General features: G+C 74.2%; 22 protein-coding genes and 1 pseudogene. 10 read left to right on the top strand and 13 right to left on the bottom strand.

Features of this window, described 5'->3' with window-relative positions:
* Position 1: 1 nt before the first annotated feature.
* The 4 genes from BMX74_RS36300 to BMX74_RS36285 all read left to right on the top strand — a co-directional run bounded on the left by BMX74_RS36300 (position 2) and on the right by BMX74_RS36285 (position 3,451).
* A complete protein-coding gene (locus BMX74_RS36300; RefSeq protein WP_055503910.1) occupies positions 2-613 on the top strand; it encodes a glycerol-3-phosphate responsive antiterminator in 612 nt (203 codons plus the stop codon).
* A 189-nt stretch (positions 614-802) separates the two neighbouring features.
* Positions 803-1,753, top strand: coding sequence for a DMT family transporter (locus BMX74_RS36295; RefSeq protein ID WP_082534764.1), 951 nt, complete (start codon positions 803-805; stop codon positions 1,751-1,753).
* A complete protein-coding gene (locus BMX74_RS36290; protein ID WP_218154162.1) occupies positions 1,750-2,451 on the top strand; it encodes a polysaccharide deacetylase family protein in 702 nt (233 codons plus the stop codon). Before BMX74_RS36295 ends, BMX74_RS36290 begins: the two co-directional genes overlap by 4 nt.
* A gap of 73 nt (positions 2,452-2,524) precedes the next feature.
* Positions 2,525-3,451, top strand: coding sequence for a DUF5996 family protein (locus tag BMX74_RS36285; protein WP_055502397.1), 927 nt, complete (start codon positions 2,525-2,527; stop codon positions 3,449-3,451).
* Between the two features lie 35 nt (positions 3,452-3,486).
* Here BMX74_RS36285 and BMX74_RS45185 read toward each other — a convergent pair whose 3' ends face one another.
* Positions 3,487-3,696 carry a hypothetical protein gene (locus BMX74_RS45185; protein WP_218154161.1) on the bottom strand — a complete coding sequence of 70 codons (210 nt, stop codon included), beginning with the start codon at positions 3,694-3,696 and terminating at the stop codon, positions 3,487-3,489.
* A 42-nt stretch (positions 3,697-3,738) separates the two neighbouring features.
* Positions 3,739-3,978, bottom strand: a complete 240-nt coding sequence (locus tag BMX74_RS45180; RefSeq protein WP_218154160.1) for a methyltransferase domain-containing protein — start codon at positions 3,976-3,978, stop codon at positions 3,739-3,741.
* Between the two features lie 59 nt (positions 3,979-4,037).
* On the opposite strand from BMX74_RS45180, the gene BMX74_RS46040 reads away from it, so the two are divergent.
* Together BMX74_RS46040 and tatA are read left to right on the top strand one after the other, a co-directional pair.
* Positions 4,038-4,196, top strand: coding sequence for a hypothetical protein (locus BMX74_RS46040; protein WP_256257500.1), 159 nt, complete (start codon positions 4,038-4,040; stop codon positions 4,194-4,196).
* Between the two features lie 194 nt (positions 4,197-4,390).
* Positions 4,391-4,732 carry a Sec-independent protein translocase subunit TatA gene (tatA, locus tag BMX74_RS36270; protein WP_055502400.1) on the top strand — a complete coding sequence of 114 codons (342 nt, stop codon included), beginning with the start codon at positions 4,391-4,393 and terminating at the stop codon, positions 4,730-4,732.
* A gap of 69 nt (positions 4,733-4,801) precedes the next feature.
* Here the strand turns inward: tatA and BMX74_RS46785 are convergent, their stop codons facing one another.
* Both BMX74_RS46785 and BMX74_RS46780 read right to left on the bottom strand, forming a co-directional pair.
* The gene (locus BMX74_RS46785) at positions 4,802-5,590 is read right to left on the bottom strand and encodes an IclR family transcriptional regulator domain-containing protein (protein WP_236714758.1); all 789 of its coding nucleotides are present in this window, start codon (positions 5,588-5,590) and stop codon (positions 4,802-4,804) included.
* Positions 5,591-6,235: 645 nt separating this feature from the next.
* Positions 6,236-6,391, bottom strand: a pseudogene (locus tag BMX74_RS46780) (helix-turn-helix domain-containing protein); the annotation flags it as partial.
* A gap of 144 nt (positions 6,392-6,535) precedes the next feature.
* Between BMX74_RS46780 and BMX74_RS36260 the strand changes: the two are divergent.
* The 4 genes from BMX74_RS36260 to BMX74_RS36245 are packed head-to-tail and all read left to right on the top strand — an operon-like array spanning position 6,536 to position 9,645.
* Positions 6,536-7,291, top strand: a complete 756-nt coding sequence (locus tag BMX74_RS36260; protein ID WP_055502402.1) for a CoA transferase subunit A — start codon at positions 6,536-6,538, stop codon at positions 7,289-7,291.
* Positions 7,288-7,917 (top strand): CoA transferase subunit B, encoded by a 630-nt coding sequence (locus tag BMX74_RS36255; protein ID WP_091105030.1) that lies wholly within the window; start codon positions 7,288-7,290, stop codon positions 7,915-7,917. The genes BMX74_RS36260 and BMX74_RS36255 overlap by 4 nt, the downstream gene beginning before the upstream one ends.
* Positions 7,914-9,059, top strand: a complete 1,146-nt coding sequence (locus BMX74_RS36250; RefSeq protein WP_091105028.1) for a thiolase family protein — start codon at positions 7,914-7,916, stop codon at positions 9,057-9,059. The genes BMX74_RS36255 and BMX74_RS36250 overlap by 4 nt, the downstream gene beginning before the upstream one ends.
* A 4-nt stretch (positions 9,060-9,063) precedes the next feature.
* Positions 9,064-9,645, top strand: coding sequence for a GNAT family N-acetyltransferase (locus BMX74_RS36245; RefSeq protein WP_055502405.1), 582 nt, complete (start codon positions 9,064-9,066; stop codon positions 9,643-9,645).
* A gap of 4 nt (positions 9,646-9,649) precedes the next feature.
* On the opposite strand, the gene BMX74_RS36240 is transcribed toward BMX74_RS36245, so the two are convergent.
* The 9 genes from BMX74_RS36240 to BMX74_RS46385 all read right to left on the bottom strand — a co-directional run.
* A complete protein-coding gene (locus BMX74_RS36240; protein ID WP_091105026.1) occupies positions 9,650-10,567 on the bottom strand; it encodes a GNAT family N-acetyltransferase in 918 nt (305 codons plus the stop codon).
* Positions 10,564-11,532, bottom strand: coding sequence for a hydroxyacid dehydrogenase (locus BMX74_RS36235; RefSeq protein WP_055502407.1), 969 nt, complete (start codon positions 11,530-11,532; stop codon positions 10,564-10,566). Before BMX74_RS36235 ends, BMX74_RS36240 begins: the two co-directional genes overlap by 4 nt.
* Positions 11,516-12,502 (bottom strand): dihydrodipicolinate synthase family protein, encoded by a 987-nt coding sequence (locus BMX74_RS36230; protein WP_091105025.1) that lies wholly within the window; start codon positions 12,500-12,502, stop codon positions 11,516-11,518. Before BMX74_RS36230 ends, BMX74_RS36235 begins: the two co-directional genes overlap by 17 nt.
* Positions 12,502-13,521 carry an NAD-dependent epimerase/dehydratase family protein gene (locus tag BMX74_RS36225; RefSeq protein WP_091105024.1) on the bottom strand — a complete coding sequence of 340 codons (1,020 nt, stop codon included), beginning with the start codon at positions 13,519-13,521 and terminating at the stop codon, positions 12,502-12,504. The genes BMX74_RS36230 and BMX74_RS36225 overlap by 1 nt, the downstream gene beginning before the upstream one ends.
* Positions 13,522-13,524: 3 nt before the next feature.
* A complete protein-coding gene (locus BMX74_RS36220; RefSeq protein ID WP_218154158.1) occupies positions 13,525-14,394 on the bottom strand; it encodes a carbohydrate ABC transporter permease in 870 nt (289 codons plus the stop codon).
* Positions 14,391-15,287, bottom strand: coding sequence for a carbohydrate ABC transporter permease (locus BMX74_RS36215; protein WP_082534765.1), 897 nt, complete (start codon positions 15,285-15,287; stop codon positions 14,391-14,393). Before BMX74_RS36215 ends, BMX74_RS36220 begins: the two co-directional genes overlap by 4 nt.
* Positions 15,288-15,417: 130 nt before the next feature.
* Positions 15,418-16,650 carry an ABC transporter substrate-binding protein gene (locus BMX74_RS36210; RefSeq protein ID WP_055502411.1) on the bottom strand — a complete coding sequence of 411 codons (1,233 nt, stop codon included), beginning with the start codon at positions 16,648-16,650 and terminating at the stop codon, positions 15,418-15,420.
* 47 nt (positions 16,651-16,697) lie between these two features.
* A complete protein-coding gene (locus BMX74_RS36205; RefSeq protein WP_055502412.1) occupies positions 16,698-17,948 on the bottom strand; it encodes a Gfo/Idh/MocA family protein in 1,251 nt (416 codons plus the stop codon).
* A gap of 33 nt (positions 17,949-17,981) precedes the next feature.
* A partial coding sequence (locus BMX74_RS46385; RefSeq protein ID WP_218154157.1) for a hypothetical protein occupies positions 17,982-19,994 on the bottom strand: 2,013 nt, incomplete at its 5' end.

Here is a 19,994-nt window from a genome sequence, read left to right as displayed (position 1 = left end):
GGTGAGCTCTCGCCCCAAACGCCCCGTCGATCGGCGCCTGCTGGCCGCGCTGGCCGAACACCCCGTCATGGCGTCGCTCGTCGGCACGGAGATGGCGAGCCGGTTCACCGCCACCTCGACCCCGCTCGGCATCCTCGCCTCCGTCCCGCTCGGCGACCTGGAGGCGACGGTGCGGAGCACGCTCGCGGCCGGGAAGATCGTGTTCGTCAACATGGACTCGACTCCCGGCCTCGGGCACGACCCCGGCGCCCTGACCTACCTCAAGGGCATCGGGGCGGTCGGCATCTGCTCCACCCGCGCCGCCATCATCGAACGGGCGGGCGGGCTCGGGCTGCTGTCGATGCAGAAGGTGTTCGTGACCGACCGGTCGAACCTGCGGCGCAGCCTGCAGTCCGTCGCCAGGTCCCACCCCGACCTGGTGCAGCTCATGCCCGCGGTCGTGCTGCGGTACGTCGAGCGGCAGGCCAGGGAGCTCGGCGTGCCGTACCTGGCGGCCGGGTTCGTGCAGGGCGCGGCGGACGTCGCCGAGGCGCTGCGCCACGGCGCGGCCGGCGTGTGCACCTCCGACGACAACCTGTGGGAACTACGCCGCTCCGCCCTGCCCCCCTCCTGACCACCCCGGTCTCCTCCTGACCACCCCGGTCTCCTCCTGACCGGCCCCGCCCCCGACCGCCTCCCCGCCCACTCCCACCTGACCGCTTCCCGCCCCGCCGCCTCCGGCCTCCGCTCCCCGCCCCTGCGCGGCGGTGCTCCCGTCGCCGTTTCCTGGCGGGCCCGGCACCCCCCACGGAAGGACCCCTCGATGACCCCGGCCGCCCGTGACCTGCCCGCCGCGGCCTCCGGGTCCTCCGCGCCCGCGCCGCCGCCACCCGGCTCCGCGGGTGGGCGCGGGGGCGGCGGGCGGCTCGGGGCGCTCGGGCCCGCCGTGTTCGTCGTGCTGTGGAGCAGCGCGTTCATCGCCGGCATCCCCGGAGTGCGGGCGGCGCCGCCGCTGCTGCTGATGACGGCCCGCTTCGCCGTCGCCGGGGCGCTGCTCGCCGGGTACGCCCTGGCCGTGCGCGCCCCCTGGCCGCGCGGCCGGGCCCTGGCCCACGTCGCGGTCTCCGGGCTGCTCGTCCAGGCCGTGCAGTTCGGCTGCTTCTACTCGGCGCTCGGCCTGGGCCTCCCCGCGGCCGTCGTCTCCCTCGTCCAGGGGCTCAACCCGGTCGTCATCCTGCTGGCGGCCAGGCTGCTCGGCGAGAGGATCAGCGGCCGCCAGGCGCTCGGCTTCGCGCTGGGCGCGGCGGGCGTGGTGCTCGCGGTCGCCGACCGGGTGAGCCTGTCCGGCTGGGGCGTCGTGCTGTGCCTGGCCGGGCTGGCCGGGCTCAGCGCCGGCACGCTCTACCAGCAGCGCCACGTCCGCGACATGGACGTACGCACCGGCACGGCCGTCCAGCTCCTCGCCGCCGCCCCGGCGGTCGGGCTGGCCTGCCTGGCCGCAGGGACACCCCGCGTGTCGGACTGGGCGGCGTTCGGGGCGTCGGTCGCCTGGATGGTGCTGGTCAACTCGATCGCCGCGTTCATCCTGCTCAACGGCATGCTGCGGCGCCTGCCCGCGAGCCGGGTCAGCACGGTGTTCTTCCTGACCCCGTCGGTGACGGCGGTGCTGGCCTGGCTGCTGGCCGGGCAGGCGCTGCACCCGCTCGCCGTCGCCGGGCTGGCCCTCGGCGCCGCCGGCGTCCTGCTCGCCAACCGCCGCCCGGACACGCGGTGACGCGCCGCCGGGCGGTCCTGGCCGCCGCGTTCGCCGGGGTGCTCCTGCTCGCCGTCCTCGGCGCGTACCGGCTCGTCAACGCCCGCACCTTCCAGCTCGCCGGGCAGCTCACCGCCCGCGTCGAGACCACGGAGAAGGTCGTGGCGCTCACGTTCGACGACGGCCCCGACGGCCACACCGGCGAGATCGTCGACGTGCTCGCCCGGCAGGGCGTGCGGGCCACGTTCTTCGTCGTCGGCGCGCAGCTGCGCGACAGGCCGGACGACGGCAGGGCGCTCGTCTCCGCCGGGCACGAGCTGGCGAACCACACCTACACGCACCGGCGCATGATCTTCGTGACGCCCGGCACCGTGGCGGAGGAGGTCGAGCGCACCGACGCGCTCATCAGGGCCGCCGGGCAGCGCGGGGAGATCTACTTCCGCCCGCCCACCGGCAAGAAGCTGCTGGCGCTGCCCCTCTACCTGGCCCGGCATCACCGGCACACCGTGATGTGGGACGTCGAGCCCGACTCCGGCAGGACCCCCTCCCCCGACCGGCTCGTCGCCGAGGTGCGCGCGCAGGTGCGGCCGGGCTCCGTCATCCTGCTGCACCCCTGGTACGGCACGGGGGCGAACACCCGCGCCGCGCTCCCCGCGCTCGTCGCCGGGCTGCGCGCCGACGGCTACCGCTTCGTCACCGTCTCCGAGCTGCTGTCCTGACCCCCAGGGTGGAACGCCGCCGTTGGGGGTAGCCCACCCCGGAGGAGAACGACCGGACACGAGGGGGCCCGCCGTGGAGCTCTTCCCCGCCATGCCGTACGACGAGTGGCTCGACACCAAGGACACCTTTCACAGGTTCGCGCAGATTGTCGGGAAAGTACGGCTCGCTGAGAGCCAGCGCCGCAACCACTGGTGGAACGTGCCCTTCCACCTCACCGGACGCGGCCTGACCACCCGGCCCATGGGCGGCCCGGAGCGGCAGTTCTGCATCGACTTCGACCTCGTACGCCACCGGCTGGTCGTGGACCTCATCGACGGCCGCAGCGCGGAGCTGCCGCTCGCCGGGCAGTCCGTGGCCTCCTTCCACGACGGGCTGTTCCACCTCCTCGCCGGACTCGGGATCGACGCGGACATCAGGGCCGTGCCGTTCGACCTGCCCGAACCGACGCCGTTCGCCGAGGACACCCGGCACGCCGCGTACGACCCGGAGCTGATCGGCCGGTACTGGGTGGTGCTCTCCCAGGTGGCGCAGGTGCTGGAGCGCTACGCCGCCGGCTTCTGCGGCAAGACCAGCCCGGTGCACCACTTCTGGCACACCTTCGACATCGCCGTCACCCGGTTCACCGGGCGGGTCGCCGGGGCCTCGCCGCAGGCCGACCCGGTCACGCGCGAGGCGTACAGCTGGGAGGTGATCAGCGCCGGGTTCTGGTTCGGCGACGCGGAGCGGCCGTGGCCCGCCTTCTACTCGTACACGGCGCCCGAGCCGAAGGGCCTGGAGGAGGAGCCGCTGCGGCCGGACGCCGCGCGGTGGCTCCCGGCCCGCGGCGCCCACCTGGCGATCCTGCGCTACGACGACGCCAGGCAGACCCCAGACCCGGTCGGGACGGTCCTGGAGTTCCTGGACAGCGCGTACCAGGCCGGGGCGAAGCTGACCGGCTGCGACGCCGAACGCCTCGCCAGCGCCGACGGCGTCACCGACCCCTGCCTGACCCCGTCCTGACCAGCGCCGACGACGTCCCTTCCGCGCGGCCCCGCTCACCGGGCGGGCCGCGCGGCGGCGGCGACGAAGAAGGGGATCGCCAGGAGCCTGCGGTCCTTCGCGGCCCGCTCCTCCTGCCCCGCGATCCAGGCGCGCTCCTGCTCGGCGATGATCGCGCCCGCCGCGGCGGCCGCCCGCGCGATGCCCGTCACCGCCGGCAGCAGCCGCCCATCGGTGAAGACGCCGGTGCGCGCCTCGACGGCCACGTCCGCGAACCCGGCGTCGAGCAGCAGGGAACGGTCCGCGCGCTACCCGGCCACCTCGCCGTCGCCCAGCGGCAGGTCCAGGGCGTCGCCGAGTCTGAAGCCGGCCCGCGACCCGCGGGCGCGCGCCGCGGCGATCATCCGCTCGCCGACGTCGACGCCGATCGCGCGCATGCCGCGCTCGGCCGGCTCGCCCGCCGCCCGGCCCGCGCCGCAGCCGGCGAACCGGACTCCGGGGAGATGGGCATCGGGGAGGTGGCCGGGCGGTTCGGGCTGGCCACGCACGTCCTGCGGCGCTGGGAGGCCGTGGGCCTGCTCGCCCCGGCCCGCGCGGCGGGCGGGCGGTGCCGAGCCGCCGGCGCGCGGAGCTCGCCGAGCGCATCGCCCCGGCGCGGGCGTCGCTGGAGCTCATCGGCTGCGCGCTGGAGTGCGGCCACGACGACCTCGCCACCTGCCCCCACTTCCGCGGCGCCGTGGCCCGGCGACTCGCCCTGCCCGCCTGAGCCGCCCCCGAGCCCTCATCGGAGCCCCCTGAGGTGCGCTCGAGGAAGCGCCCTGAGAAGGGGGTGAGGAGCGGGCGAGGTGTGCGTGAGGAGCGCCCGAGAAGAGCGGGAGGAGCGCCGGAGGACGGGGCGCTCGGCGGTGGGCCTACCATGGCGGTGGACATATCCCCTGGTAAGGGGCGTTGGGAGTCGCCATGTCGAACCTGGGCGCCGGAGAGCTCCTCATCATCGCACTGGTGCTGATCATGCTCTTCGGCTCGAAGAAGCTGCCGGACGCGGCCCGCTCGATCGGGCGTTCGCTGCGGATCTTCAAGGCCGAGACCACCGGGCTGCACCACGAGGACGCCGCACCGGAACACCGCCGCTCCACCGCATCGGAGCAGCACGTCAGCGGCGCGTACGTAAGTCAGGAGGCGGCCGGTGCGGCCCCGGCGGCGGCGTCCCTGGAGGAGCAGGCGCGGCTGCTGGAGGAGCAGGCGGCCCGCCTGCGCGCCCAGGCCGCTCGCCAGACCCCGCAGGGCCCGGCGAACGCCTGAGAACCGGCCGGGGCCGCCCGCCAGACCCCGCGGGGCCCGCCGAACGCCTGAGACGGCCGGGGCCGCCCGTCAGGACGGGCCCGGGAGGTGGTCGGGGGCCGTCGCCCATGGGATGTGGGCGAGGTCGGCCTCGATGCGCGCGGCCGTCTCGCGGAGGGCCGGCAGGACGTCTCTGCGCAGGTCGTCGGTGGTGGCGCGGCCGGCGTGCGCGGCGACGTTGACGGCGGCCACGGTGCGCCCGCGGCGGTCGCGGACGGGCACGGCGATGGAGCGTACGCCCTCCTCCAGCTCCTGGTCGACCAGGGCGTAGCCGTCCTCGGCGGCGCGGCGTACGACGGCGGCCAGTTCGGCGGCGCCGGTGACGGTGCGCGGGGTGAGCGAGCGCGGCACGATCGCGGCCAGCCGCTCCTCGGGCAGGTCGGCCAGCAGCACGCGCCCCATGGACGTGGCGTACGCGGGGAACCGGGTGCCGACGGTGATGTCCACGCTCATGATGCGCACGGTCGGGACGCGCGCCACGTAGCGCACGTCGTCGCCCGACAGCACGGCGACCGAGGCGGACTCGCGGACGCGGGCCACCAGGGCGGCCAGGTGCGGCGTGGCGATCTCGCTGAGCGTGCGCCGGGACAGCGTCGCGTACCCGAGCTCCAGCACCCTCGGCAGCAGGACGAACCGGCCGCCGTCGCCGGGCGCGGCGTACCCGAGCGCCTCCAGGGTCTGGATGGCCCGCCGGGCGGTGGCCCTGGGCAGGCCGGTCGCCGCGGCGGCCGCGGCGAGGGTCAGCCCGCCCCTGGCGGCGCCCAGGGCGACGAGCACGGCCAGGCCGCGGTCGAGAGAGCGCAGGTATCCGGCGCCCAGCTCCTCCTTGGCGGCCCTGGCCCTGGCCGCATCGGCGGCGACTGGACCGGGCGGCCCGGCCTCCACGACGGCGGCCCCGGCGACGAGGCCGGGCCGCTCGGTCAGGGCCGTCTCCATGGCGGCAGCGGGCTCGGTCAGGGCCGTCTCCATCGCGGCAGCGGGCTCGGTCAGGGCCGTCTCCATGGTGGTGACCGCGGCGCGCAGGGCGGGTAGCGCGTGGGCGGCGAGTTCGGGGGCGCCGTGCCTGCTGGTGTGGCTGACGACGCTGACCGCGCAGACGGGCGCGCCGCCGGGGCCGCGCACCGGCAGGGCGACGGCGGTCAGGCCGGGCTCGGCGAGCTGGTCGTCGAGTGCGTACGGCGCCGACGGGTCGAGCAGCGCGAGCCCGGCGGCGCAGCGGCGGGCGGGCACCAGGTCGCCGGGCCTGAACGTCACCGACACCGCGCCCCGGCGGGCGTGCCCGGCCACGAAACGCGCCCCGTCGCCGTCGCGCACCGCCAGGAACACGGACTCGTCGAGTTCGGCGGCGAGCCGTGCGGCGATCGGCCCGAGGGTGTCGCGCAGCCCCGAGCAGGCGAGGTACGCCTCGCCCAGCTCGGTCAGCCGGGGCGCGGGCAGCACGTCGCGGCCGGCCGTGCGCGCGTACCCGAGGTGGACGAGGGTGGCGAGGACGCGGTCCACGACGGACCTGGCCAGGCCGGTGGCGCGGACGACGTCGGTGGCGCGCAGCGGCCGTTCCGGCTCGGCCGTGAGGACGCGCAGCACGGCGAGCCCGCGTTCCAGAGTGCCTGCCCGTTCCATGTCTCGCTCCTGCTCGTCTCGCCGGGATCGATCGGCCGGTGGATGTGCCGGGCGCCCTTTGACAGGAGCGCCGCCGAGTGCGGATACTCGTGGCCACAATAGTGAACAAAAGTTCACCCAGCGAACACGAGCGATCGGAGCGTCGTGTCGAGAGACAAGGTGGTCGCCACGGCCGAGGAGGCGCTGGCCGACGTGCGCGACGGCGCGTCGTTCGCCGTCGGCGGCTTCGGGCTCAGCGGCATCCCCAGCGTGCTCATCCAGGCCCTGTACCGCACCGGCGTGACCGGGATCAGCGTCGTGTCGAACAACTGCGGCGTGGACGGCGGCGGCCTCGGCGTGCTGCTGGCCGCCGGGCGCATCGCCCGCGTCACCGCCTCGTACATCGGCGAGAACAAGGAGTTCGCCCGCCAGTACCTCGCGGGTGAGATCGAGGTGGAGCTGACCCCGCAGGGCAGCCTCGCCGAGCGGCTGCGGGCGGGCGGCAGCGGCATCCCCGCCTTCTACACGCCGGCGGGCGTCGGCACGCCGGTCGCCGACGGCGGCCTGCCGCTGCGGCACCACCCCGACGGGTCGGTCGCGCTCGCCTCGCCGCCGAAGGAGGTGCGCGAGTTCGACGGCCGCCGGTACGTGCTGGAGCGCGCCATCACCACCGACTACGCGCTCGTACGGGCGGCGAAGGGCGACCGGCACGGCAACCTCGTCTTCGCCAAGACCGCGAGGAACTTCAACCCGCTCGCCGCCATGGCGGGCCGCGTCACCGTGGCCGAGGTGGAGGAGCTGACCGAGCTGGACCCTGACGAGGTGCACCTGCCGGGCGTGTTCGTGCGGCGCGTCGTCGTGCTCACCCCCGAGCAGGCCGCCGACAAGGGCATCGAGAAGAGGACGGTGCGCCCCGCATGAGCTGGACGCGTGACGAGATGGTGGCGCGCGCGGCGGCCGAGCTGCGCGACGGCGACTACGTCAACCTCGGCATCGGGCTGCCGACGCGCATCCCGTCGTTCCTGCCGGCCGGGGTGGACGTCGTGCTGCACTCCGAGAACGGCGTGCTCGGCGTCGGCCCCTACCCCACGGAGGACGAGGTCGACCCCGACCTCGTCAACGCGGGCAAGGAGACGGTGACGGTGCTGCCCGGCGCGTCGTTCTTCGACTCGGCGCTGTCGTTCGCGATGATCCGCGGCGGCCACGTCGACGTGGCGGTGCTGGGGGCCATGCAGGTGTCGGCCGGGGGCGACCTGGCCAACTGGATGGTGCCGGGCAGGCTGGTCAAGGGCATGGGAGGGGCGATGGACCTCGTCCACGGCGCCCGCAGGGTCGTCGTCGTCATGGAGCACACCGCCAAGGACGGCTCGCCCAAGCTCGTGCGGGAGTGCACGCTGCCGCTCACGGGCGCGGGCTGCGTCCACCGCGTCGTCACCGACCTGGGCGTGCTCGACGTCACCCCCGAGGGGTTCGCGCTGGTGGAGACCGCGCCGGGCGTCGGGCTCGGCGAGCTGCGCGCCCGTACCGGCGCGGAGGTGCGGGCGTGAGGGCCGTCTACGTCGTCGACGCGGTGCGCACCCCGTTCGGCCGCCACGGCGGCGCGCTGTCCGGCGTCCGCCCCGACGACCTGGCCGCGCACGTCGTCGGGGCCGTGGCCGAGCGCAACGGCGTCGAGGCCCCCGACGAGGTGATCCTCGGCAACGCCAACGGCGCCGGCGAGGACAACCGCAACGTGGCCAGGATGGCGGCGCTGCTCGCCGGGCTGCCCGTCACCACGCCGGGCGTGACGGTGAACCGGCTGTGCGGCTCCGGCATGGAGGCCGTGATCCAGGCGTACCGGATGATCGCGCTGGGCGAGGCGTCCACGGTGATCGCGGGCGGCGTCGAGTCGATGACGCGCGCCCCGTGGGTGCTGCCCAAGCCGGACCGGGCGTTCCCCGCGGGCGGCCAGGAGCTCGTGTCCACGACGCTGGGCTGGCGGCTGGTGAACCCGCGCATGCCGGCCGAGCACACGGTGCCGCTGGGCGAGGGCGCCGAGCTGATCGCCGACAGCCACGGCGTCACCCGGGCGGAGCAGGACGCGTTCGCGCTGGCCAGCCACAGGAAGGCGGCGGCGGCCTCGTTCGCGCGGGAGATCGTGCCGATCGGCGGCGTCGAGCACGACGAGGGCGTCAGGCGCGACACCTCGCCGGAGGCGCTGGCCCGGCTGCGTCCGGTCTTCAGGAGGGACGGCACGGTCACGGCGGGCAACGCCTCGCCGCTGACCGACGGCGCGGCGGCGCTGCTGCTCACCGACGAGGCGGGGCTGCGCGGGCGCGAGCCGCTCGCCAGGATCGTCGCCGGCGCGGCCGGCGCGCTGGAGCCGCGCCTGTTCGGCCTGGGCCCGGTCGAGGCGGCCACGAAGGCGCTGGCCAGGGCGGGCAGGGGCTTCGGCGAGCTGGCGACGGCGGAGCTGAACGAGGCGTACGCGGCACAGGTGCTCGGCTGCCTGGCCGAGCTGCCCGAGCTCGACCCGGGCATCGTCAATCCCGAGGGCGGCGCGATCGCGCTGGGCCACCCGCTGGGCGCCTCCGGGGCGCGCATCACGGGGGCGGTGGCGCACCGGCTGGCCGCGGCGGGGTCGGGCGTCGGGCTGGCCGCGCTGTGCATCGGGGTCGGCCAGGGCCTGGCCGTCGTGCTGGAGAGGTAGTGCCGTGAGAATCGTGTCGTACCCGGAGGCGGAGGTGCCGGCGCCGCTGCGGGGGCAGGTCCTGGAACTGCAGGACGACGCCTGGCCGCCCGGCCCGGCCGACCCGGACCCCAGCCAGGGGCTCACGCACGACCCGGCGCTGCGCCCGCTGTCGATGCTGCTGGTCGACGGCGACGTCGTCCTGGCGGCGCTCGACGTGCTGTCGAAGGAGATCGGTCACGCCGGCGGGCGCTGGCGGGCGGCGGGCCTGAGCACCGTCGTCACCAGGAGGGCGGCGCGCGGGCGCGGCCACGGCCGCCGCCTGGTCGCCGCCGCCAGGGACGCCGTCGCCGCGTCCGGCGCCGACGTCGGGCTGTTCACCTGCGACCGCCCGCTCCTCGCCTTCTACGAGAGCGCGGGCTGGGAGGAGCTGCCCGGGACGGTGCTCGTCGGCGGCACGCCGCAGGCGCCGTTCCCGAGCGACGCTCCCGGCTTCGACAAGGTGACCGTGGGGGCCTTCTTCTCGGCCGGGGCCGCCGCCTGGCGGGCGGCGTTCGAGCACGCCCGGGTCGCGCTGCACCCCGGCGAGATCGACCGGCTGTGGTGAGCGGTCAGAAGTAGTCGGCCGTCCAGTGCACGGCGCGGGGGTCGGCCACGATCGCCCTGACGTCGTCCTCGGTGTCCAGGATCGGCCTCGCCATGCCGGTGAGGTCGCCGCGCCGCTCCCACGTCTCGAACAGGCACGGCAGGGCGGCGCGGACGGCCGGGTCGAGCGGGGCGCGCAGCGCGCCGTCGCGCACGCCGCGCTCGCGGGCGCGCGCGGCCACCGCGCGGAACAGCGGCCCCGCCGCCTCCCCGCCGTCGAGGCCGATCTCCAGGACGTCGCCGGTGTCCCAGTCCGCCACCGCGTACGCCGCGGGCCGCCCGTCCCTGGTGAGGAGCAGGATCTCGCGCGGCTCGGAGTACCAGACGGGCACCCGGCCGGTCCAGTCGGCCGCCGAGCGCACGGTGGTGAGCGGCCGGTCCGCGTCGTGCCGTTCGCGCAGCGCCGCGAGCACGGGCCAGCGGTCGAGGCCCACCGGGGCCGCGCTCCAGCCGTCGCCCGGCGGCGCGGCGGGGGCGATGCGCCCGGCGGTCCAGGGCCGGTCGAACAGCCGCCAGCCGGAGCTCTCGTACACACCGGGTGTGCCGGTGAACAGCAGCGACCAGGAGCAGCCGGCCTCGGCCATGGAGTCGGCGGCGAGGGCGAGCAGCCGCTTGACCAGGCCCCTCCCTCGGGCCTGCGGCCTGGTGGCCACGCTGGAGACGCAGCCGACGCGGCGGACCCCGCCCGACGCGTCGCGCACCGGCCTCGGCAGCCAGTGCACGACGGCCAGCACCTCGGTGCCCTCCACGGCCACGAACGTGCGCTCGAAGCGGCCGGGGTCCTGCTCGTACAGGACGGTGACGTGGCTCGCCGTGAACGACTCGGCCCACGTCCCGTACAGGGAGGGGGTGTCGGAGGGGCGGGCGGCGCGGAAGACCGTCATCCCATCCGCTCCAGCGCCTCGGGCGTGACCTCGTGCCGCAGCGGCAGGCCCGCCCGGTGGCGGGCGATCTCGTCGAGGACGATCTCGCCCTGGCGGCGCCTGGCCTCCACGGTGCCGGCCGCCTGGTGCGGGGTGAGCAGCACGTTGGGCAGGCCGCGGAACGGGTGGCCGACGGGCAGCGGCTCGGCGTCGAAGACGTCGATCGCGGCGTCGATGCGGCCCGTGCGCAGCTCGGCGAGCAGGGCGTCCTCGTCCACCAGCCAGGACCTCGCGGTGTTGACCAGGCCCGCGCCGTCGGGCATGAGCGCCAGCTCGCGCGCCCCGATCAGGTGCCTGGTCTCCGGGAGGACGGGCGCGTGCAGCGCGACGATCCTGCTCGTGGCGAGCAGCTCGTCCAGGGGGACGGCGGGCACGTCGGGCTCCCCCGCGTAGTACGGGTCGCTCACCCGCACCCGCGCGCCGAGCGCGCGCAGCAGCTCGATGTGGGCCCGCCCGGTGCGGGAGGCGCCGACGACGCCGACGGGGCAGCCGAGGAGCTCGTGGCGGGGCGGCGCCTGCTCGGCCGCGCTCCACTCGGCGCCGCCGCGCAGGGCGTGGTCGAAGCGGTGCACCCGGTGCAGCAGCGCGAGGGTGAAGGCGAGCGCCACCTCGGCGACGGGCCGCGCCATGGCCTGCCCGGCCTGGGTCACCCTGACGCCGCGCGCGAACAGTTCGGGCGTGACGAAGAACTTCACGCTCGCGCCGATGTGCGCGACCAGGCGCAGGCCGGGGGCGCGGTCGAGGAGCGCCGCGTCGAGGACGGGCGCGCCCCAGCTCGTCACCAGGACCTCCGTGCCGGGCAGCGCGGCGGCCAGCCCGGAGGCGTCGTCCAGCAGCCTGGCTCCTCCCACCCCTTCGGGGAACAGCAGGGCGCGCAGCGCGGGCGGGACGCTGACCAGCGTGCGGGCGTCAGGCGAGCCAGTCATCGAGGTGCTCCGCCACGAAGTCGTCGTCGGTGAGCCAGGGGTAGGCGGCCGAGACGCGGGTCAGCTCCTCGGCCTGGCCGGGCGAGAGCCCCTCCTCCGGGTCGAGGCACCAGACGCCCTCCAGCAGGCCCTGCCGCCTGAGCACCTCGTGGACGCCCGCGATGCAGCCGGCGAAGCCGTGCGCGGCGTCGAACACGGCGGCGTTGGCGTCGGTGAGCTCCAGGGCCCGCTCCTGGAGCGCGGCCGGGTCGGTGCGGACCTGCTCCAGCAGCCTGACGGCGGCCCGGGTCCAGACGGCCCACTGGCCGAGCAGCCCGCCGCGGAAGCGCAGGCCGCCGGGCAGGCCGGCGAGCAGGTCGCCGAGGATGTGGTCGTCGTTGCCCGTGTAGAGGGCGACCTCGTCGCGCCGGTCGGCCGCGGCCACGCCGTGGGCGACGTCGAGGGTGAGGTAGCGGTCGAACGGCGCCACCTTGATGGCGGCGGTGGACGGCTGGTCGGCCAGTTCGCGCCAGAAGGCGCGGGAGAGCACGGGCCCGCCGATGGCGCGCTGGAGGTAGAAGCCGATGACGGGCAGCACCCGGCCGACCGCCTGGGCCCGGTCGAGCAGGTCCCGCTCGGACGCGCCGGGGACGACCGGCGACAGCAGCACGGCGTCGTAGCCCAGTTCGGCGGCGAGCTCGGCCTCCGCGACGGCCTGGGCGACGGGGCCGCAGGCGCCGGCCACCATGGTGATGTCGCGGCCCGCCTCCTCGGCGGTCTCGGCGGCGAGGGCGAGCACCGGCTTGAGCAGCCCGGCCTCGCGGATCGCGAACTGGGTGGTGTGGACGCCGACGGCGATGCCGCCCGCGCCGGCCGCCAGGTAGTAGCGGGTCAGCGCGCGCTGGCGGCGCTCGTCGAGCTCGCGCGCGGCGGTGAGGGCGAGCGGGTGGGCCGGGATCACGGTGCCGGCGAGCAGCGGGTCCAGCGACATCAGAATCTCCCGTCGCGTACGGAGAACTTGGTGGGCTTGCCGGACACGGGCAGGCCCTTGGCCAGCCAGTCGGCCTGCCAGTCGACGAGGGTGCCGAGCGGCACGCCGGGGTAGCCGAACCGGGCGTGGCAGGCGGTGGCGTCGTTGAGCAGCGCCGTCGGGGCCTCCTGCCCGGTGAAGGTGACGCCGGTGCCGAGCCGTTCGGCGAAGCGGGCGGCGATCCGCCGCACGGAGGCGGTCTCCGGCCCGGTGAGGTTGACGACGAACGGCGTGGTGGAGGCGTGCTCCAGCGACCGCAGCGCCACCTCGTTGGCGTAGCCCTGCCAGACGACGTTGACGTGGCCGGTGGTGACGTCCACGGGTTCGCCGGCGAGCACGGTCTGGCCGATGTCGGCGAGGACGCCGTAGCGCAGGTCCACGGCGTAGTTGAGGCGCAGGACGCTGACGGCGGTGCCGCGGGCGGCGGCGTGCTCGAACACGCGCTCCCTGCCGAGGCAGCTCATGGCGTACTCGCCGACGGGCCCGACGGGGTCGGTCTCGGAGCAGCCGCCGGTCTCGACGCCGACGAGCGGGTAGACGTTGCCGGTGGAGAACGCGGCGACGCGCGCGCCGGCGTAGCGTTCGGCGACGCGGGCGGGCAGGGCGGCGTTCACGGCCCACGCCAGGTACGGCGCGGCGGACGTGCCGAACTTGGCGCCGACCATGAACACCACGTCGGCGGCGTCGGGCAGCGCGGACAGGTCGTGGTTCTCCAGCAGGTCGAAGGCGACGGTGCGGACGCCGTGCTCCTCCAGGGCGGCGGCGGCCCGCGGGTCGGACCAGCGGGAGACGGCGAGGACGGCGTCGCCGGGGCGTCCGGCGGCGTCGAGGCCGCGCCGGGCCAGGCGGCACAGGGTGGGGCCCATCTTGCCGCCGGCGCCGAGCACGACGAGGTCTCCCGACCCGGTGGCGAGGGAGGCGACGAGCGCGGGCGACGGCTCGGTGAGCCGGTCTTCCAGCGCGGATTCACTATCGAACATGATTTATCCCTTAATTCCGGACATGGTGACGCCTTCCGTCAGGTACCGCTGGCCCACCAGGTACGCGGCGAAGATCGGCACGAACGCGACCGTGGCGCCCGCGAGCACGACGTTGAGCGGCACGTTCTGCTCCTGCAGCGCCGCGATGCCGACCGTCAGCGTCCGCATGTCGGTGCTCTTGCCGACGACCAGCGGCCACAGGAAGTCGTTCCAGTGCCACAGGAAGACGAACAGGCCGAGCGTCGCGAGGATCGGCTTGCACAGCGGCAGCACGATGCGCATGAAGATCCGCCACTCCGACGCGCCGTCCAGCCGCGCGGCCTCGAACAGCTCGTCGGGCAGCGCGGCGATGAACTGCCGCATCAGGAAGACGGCCTGCGCGTTGGCCAGCGTCGGGACGATGAGCCCCCAGAAGGTGTCCACCCCGCCCGCGCTCGCCACCAGCACGAACAGCGGGATCAGCGTCACGTGGTACGGCACCATGACCATGGCCAGGAACGACCAGAACATGGTCTCCTTGCCGGGGAAGCGCTTCTTGGCGAACGCGTAGCCGGCCAGGGAGGCGAGCACCAGCACGAGCACGACGCTGACCAGCGAGTACACGAGCGTGTTGAGCGTCCAGACGGGCAGGTCTCCCCCGCCGAGCACCCGCTCGTACGCGCCGCCGTCGAACGGCCACGGCACCAGGCTGCCGGGGAACTCGACGGCCGCGACAGGCTTGAGGCTGAGCACGACCATCGCGTAGAAGGGGAAGATCGTCACGACGGACGCGACGCTCAGCAGGACGACCCGGAGGACCTTGCCCGCGCGGCTCGGCTCCAGCGCCCGGTACGAGGCCCGGACGGCCCTGGACGAGTTCACCTGTGCGGTCACTTGCCCCTCCCCATCAGCAGTCGCTGCAGCAGCGCGACGAACAGCGTGAGCACGAACAGGGCGACGCCGAGCGCGCTGGCGTAGCCGAGGTCGAAGTTCTTGAAGCCCTGGTCGTACAGGTCCATGACCAGGGTGTAGCTGGACCTCGCGGGGCCGCCGCCGGTCATCACGTAGACCAGGTCGAAGACCTGGAAGGAGTTCGTGGTCTCGATGACGAGCAGGAAGAACACCGCGGGGCGCAGCTGCGGCAGCACCACGTAGCGGAAGCGCTGCCACGGCCCCGCGCCGTCGCTCAGCGCCGCCTCCTCCAGCTCGCGCGGCACGTCCTGGAGCCTGGCGAGGAGGATCAGCATGCCGTACCCGAACCTCGACCAGACCGACACGATCACCAGGGCGGGGATGACCAGCACCGGCGAGGCCAGCCACGAGCCGCCGAACAGCTTGCCCCAGGGCCCCGAGGAGGAGAACAGCCAGGTGAAGATGGTCGCGGCCAGCACCAGGCTGGTGATCACGGGCAGGAAGAAGACGGAGCGGAACAGCCGCACGCCGCGGAACGAGCGCCGCACCAGCAGCGCCAGGCCCAGGGAGACCCCGATCGACAGCGGCAGGTACAGCACCGTGTACAGCACGGTGACCTTGAGCGCCTGCCAGAAGACCGGGTCGCCCATCATCCGGGTGAAGTTGTCCAGTCCGGTGAAGTGCGGGCTGTCACCGATCGTGTACTCGAAGAAGCCGAGTAAGGTCCCCGCGACGGCCGGCCCGAACCGGAAGACCAGGAACAGCAGGAAGCACGGCAGCACGAACGCCAGGCCCCAGCGCGCCTCGTGGCGCGCGCCGGCCGGCCGGCGTCCGGCCCTGACGCGGCTCGGGCGCGTCTGCACGGTGACCGTCACGGAATGAACCTCACAGGTGTGTCGGAGTGTGTGGCGCGCCGGCCGCGCCGCGCCCCCCGCGAGGGAGGGCGCCGTCCGGGGGCGGGGCTGAAGCACCCGCGGGCGGTGAACGGTACGGCCGGCGCACGCCTTACTGGCCGATCAGGCCGTTCGCCGCGGTGGCGGCGTCGTTCAGCGCCTGCTCGGGGGTCTTCTGACCGATGAGCGCGGCCTGGATCTCGGGGGCGAGCACGCCCATGACGTCGCGTGCCTTGGGGTGCAGCGGCGCGCCGGTCATGAGGTCGAGGGTCTTCTCCATCTCGGCGTTCGCGCCGGAGGAGTAGAGGGCGCCAGTGGACTTCTGCGGCGAGAAGAAGCTCGACGCCGCGTCGTACGCCTTGGTCACGGCCGGGCTGGTGGCGAAGGCCAGCCACTGTCCCGCGGCCTCCTTCGACGTGGCGGCCTTCAGCATCGACAGCGCGCCGATCGAGCCGTACCCGGCCTGCTTGACGCCGGTGAGCGGCGGGAAGATCTTGATGTTCTCCGCGCCCCAGAACGACTCGACGTCGGCCGGCACCTGCTGCCAGGTGCAGGCCACCTTGTTCTGGGCGAGGTGCGTCTGCTCGAAGGCGGGGATGCCGGTGAGCAGGTCCTTCTCGACGTAGCCCTTGTCGGCGAGCGTCTTGAGGAAGGTGAGGGCCTTGACGCCCTCGGGGCCGTTGAAGGCGGCCTTCGTGCCGTCGGGGGTGAAGACGTTGCCGCCGGCCTGCCACAGCAGCGGGTAGAACGACTGGTTGAGCGTGGCCGACGGGTCGGCGTAGTAGTTGGTGACGTCGAAGCCCTTCTCCTTGAGCTTCGGCGCGATGGCCAGCACGTCGTCCCAGGTCTTGGGCGCCTCGACGCCGGCGGCGTCGAGCACCTTCTGGTTGCACATGAGCGGGTTGGCGCCCATGAGGATGGGGGCGCCCATCATCTTGCCGTCGATCGAGACGGCCTGCTTGACGTTGTCGCGATAGTCCGCCTTGGCGGCGTCGGACAGGTAGGAGTCCACCGGCTCGATGGCCTTGGCGAACTTCGGCATCTGGTCGGGGATCAGGTAGACGAGGTCGGGGGCCTTGTTGCCGGCGATGGCGGTGGCGAGCGACTCCTCGCGCTTGGCCCAGGGGTAGATCTCGACCTTGACGTCGATCTTCGGGTGGTCCTTGGTGAAGGCGGCGATCTGCTCGTTCCAGAACGCCTTGTGCTTGGCCTCGTCGGCGATGACGGGGTACAGCCACATGGTCACGGTCTGCTTGTCGTCGCCGGAACCGCCTGAGCCGCCTGAGCCGCAGGCGGCGGTGGCCGCGAGCAGCAGCGCGGCCGGCGCGATCATGCGCAGTCGCATGGGGGGTCGTCCTCTCTCTGTGGTTCAAGGGGGGAAGGTCGGGGGCCTCAGCGCGCAGGGACGGTGACGACCGTGCCGGAGTGCCTGGCCTGCTCGGCCGCGAAGACCGCCAGGTGGCTGGCGAGCGACTCGGCGGGGCCCGAGCTGATGTGGGAGGGGTCGCGGGTGGCGACGGCCCTGACGAAGGCGTCCATCACGCCGTCGTCGCCGCCGCCGTGGCCGTCGCCGGCGTTGGAGCCGCTCTCGTGCCCCGTCCCGGCGGTCTCGGTGGCGCCGGTGCGGAAGTCGAGCACCTCCACCCGCTCGCCGTCGCCGACCAGCCGGCCGTGGCTGCCGAAGATCCGGGTCTGGCGGTGGGTCTGCTCGGTGAAGGCCGTCATCGTGAACGTGCCGGTGGCGCCGCCGTCGAACTCCAGGGCGAGCACCTGGTGGTCCACGACGTCGTTGTCGCAGGCGTAGACGCACCTGCCGTACGGGCCGGTGCGCAGCGCCTCGGTGACGGCGGCCTCGTCGGCGCCGTCGGTGATGACGCTGACGGGCCAGGTGGCGCCGCGCTCGCGCAGCGCCGGGTAGTAGAGCTTGGGCGCCGAGTACGGGCAGTCGGGCTCGATGACGCAGTCGAGGCAGCGGTCGGCCGCCTGCGCCGGGCGCTTGTCGGGCCGGAAGTGGCCGAGGCCGCCGAAGCTCGCCACCCTGGCGATCCTGCGGCCGGTCACGTACGACAGCCAGTCCAGGTCGTGGCTGGACTTCGCCAGCAGCATGGGGCTCGCCAGCCGCTCGCTGCGCCACGGCCCGCGCACGTAGGAGTGGGCGGCGTGCCACCAGCCGACCGGCTCCAGGTGCTCGACGCTCATGATCTCGCCCAGCACGCCGCTGTCGACGACCCGCTTCACCAGCCGCGTGTACGGGGTGTAGCGCAGGACGTGGCAGACGGCGAACAGCACGCCCGACTCGGTGACGGCGGAGACGATCTCCCTGCACTCCGCCTCGGTCGGGGCGAGCGGCTTCTCCAGCAGCAGGTGGTGGCCGGCGCGGGCGAGGGCGACGGCGGGCTCCCTGTGCTCCCTGTCCTGGGTGGCGATGATGACCGCGTCGGCGCCGGCGCCCGCGGTGAGCAGGTCCTCCCAGGTCTCGTGCTCGGCCACGCCTGGGTGGCCGGCCGCGACGAGGGACCGGCGGTGCGGGTCGGGGTCGGCGACGGCGACGAGCCTGGCCCGGCCGGGGTGGCGGGCCACCCACGAGGCGTAGGTCTGCCCCCGGTTGCCCGCGCCCACGAGCGCCAGCGCGACGGGTTCCATTTACTCTCCTTTTGCGGCGTTTGGGGTGAAAGACTAGAGAAGGAGGTTTCCTCCTGTTTGCACGCGTGGCCCGTCAGCGGGCACCGCGCGTGCCACCCCCTCCTCCACGCAGGCCGTGTGCTGCAGGTACGAGCCGTCGCCGAACCCCGGCCCGGCCAGCGTGAGCCTGCCTCCCGACAGCCGCAGGCCGACCGCCGAGTAGAGGTTCCTGCCCGACTCGACCGCGATGTGCGCGGTGCCGGCGTCGCCCGTCGAGCCGCGGTAGTCACGCAGCTCCCAGCGCACCGCGCCGGGGCCGTCTGCGCGCGACAGCAGGGCCTTCGCCGCGTTCGTGCCCTCGATCACGGCGCCGCCGCCGACCGAGATCCGCTGGTCGGCCTTGGCGGTCAGCTTCAGCCCCGTGCCGGACAGCCGCCCTCCCCGGACGCGTACCGTGGAGGCCGCGACGGGCAGCGGCGCGCCGCCCTCCTTGCCGCGCAGCTCGGTGTCCACCAGGTGGAGCTCGCCGGTGCCGTTGAAGGCGTTGCCGTCGAGGTTCGACAGCACCGAACGCACGAGGTGCACCGGCGCGGTGACGTTCGCCTGCACGATCTCGGTGCCCGCCGCGATCGTGAAGTCGCAGCCCTCGATGACGTTCGGCCGCGCCGACCTGTTCGACGCCTGCGAGATGATCAGCCGGTCGTCGGCCGAGCAGCCGCGCAGCTGCACACCGTCGGCGTTGACCCAGATCATGCCGGAGCCGGCCAGCGACGCCTTGCGGATGACCCGGACGTCCTCCAGCGTCAGGTCCGTGACCTTCACGCGGGCGACGAACCAGGAGCAGACGTGCCTGCGGACGGTGATCCGCTTGGCCGCCGAGCCCCAGGCCGCGCCCGAGTTGGCGAACGTCATGAGCCCGGAGTTGCCGGTGTAGACGAGGTCGTGCTCGTACTGGCCGTGGGTGACGAACGGGCCCTGGTCGTCGCCGTCGCCGTGGCAGTTCTCCACCAGCCCGTACGCCGAGGCGGTCCAGTCGTTGAGGTGCCTGGCGTTGGAGGTATGGCAGTCGGCGACGTGCCCGTACAGGCAGTAGATCTGCTGCGTGAGGTAGCCGGCGCCGCCCCAGGTGACCGACGTCGGGTTCTTCAGCGAGCAGCTCCTGGTCTGGAAGTGCGTGCACCAGCGGCGCATCACGACCGGCCAGAACGTGCCGGTGGCGTCGATGCCGGACACGTCGCACCAGGTGGCGTACTCGTAGGCGACGGGGTGCGAACCGGTGTACTGGTCGGCGCCCGCGCCGGTGAACACCATGTTCCTGACGTGGACCCGGGTCACGGGCTCCACGCGGGTCCAGGTGATCGTGCGGCCGGCCTTGAGCTCCCAGCCGTTGAGGTAGTTCACACGGATGCGGGCGCCGTCGACGATCTGGGTGACCTGAACCAGCTTCTGCAGCTCGCGCTCCCACGCACCGGAGAGCTTGTTCACCTCGGCCTTCCACCACTGCCCGACCTCGAACTTCGAGGAGTCGCCGACCTCGAAGACGTCGGACAGCTCGGGCATGTCGGCGGTGAGCGCGGCCGTGACGGTCTGGTCGGTGACCTTGCCCTGGAAGAACAGGACGGCCGCGAACGGGTCGTCGTAGCCGGCCTTCTCGATGCCGTCGGTCCTGACGGTGCGACCGCCGAAGTCCAGTTCGAGGTCGGAGCGGAGGTACTTGTGGCGCTTGACGAAGAGCAGGTCGGTGTGGGCCTCGATCCGGTGGATCGACGGGTCGTTCACCATCGCGTCGAGCGCGGCGTCCGCCGGCTTCTTGTCGTCGAAGACGCCGAACGTCCGGAAGTCGCCGACGCCCCGGTGCACCTGGAGCCAGCGGCCCTTGGCCCCCGACCCCAGCACCGTGCCGCCGTTCACCGCCGCCGCCGACTCGGCGTCCCAGCGCACCAGCATGCCGCCGCCGTCACCGGCCGCCGCGTACCCGGCGACCCGCACCAGCGTGCCCGCCGGCACCTTCTCCGGCCTGACGGCCAGCAGCTCCGCCACCGTCGCCGCCTCGTACACGGGGTCCTT

Source organism: Nonomuraea pusilla, from assembly GCF_900109355.1.
Taxonomy (GTDB): domain Bacteria; phylum Actinomycetota; class Actinomycetes; order Streptosporangiales; family Streptosporangiaceae; genus Nonomuraea; species Nonomuraea pusilla.
This window is presented reverse-complemented; position numbering and strand designations above follow the sequence as displayed.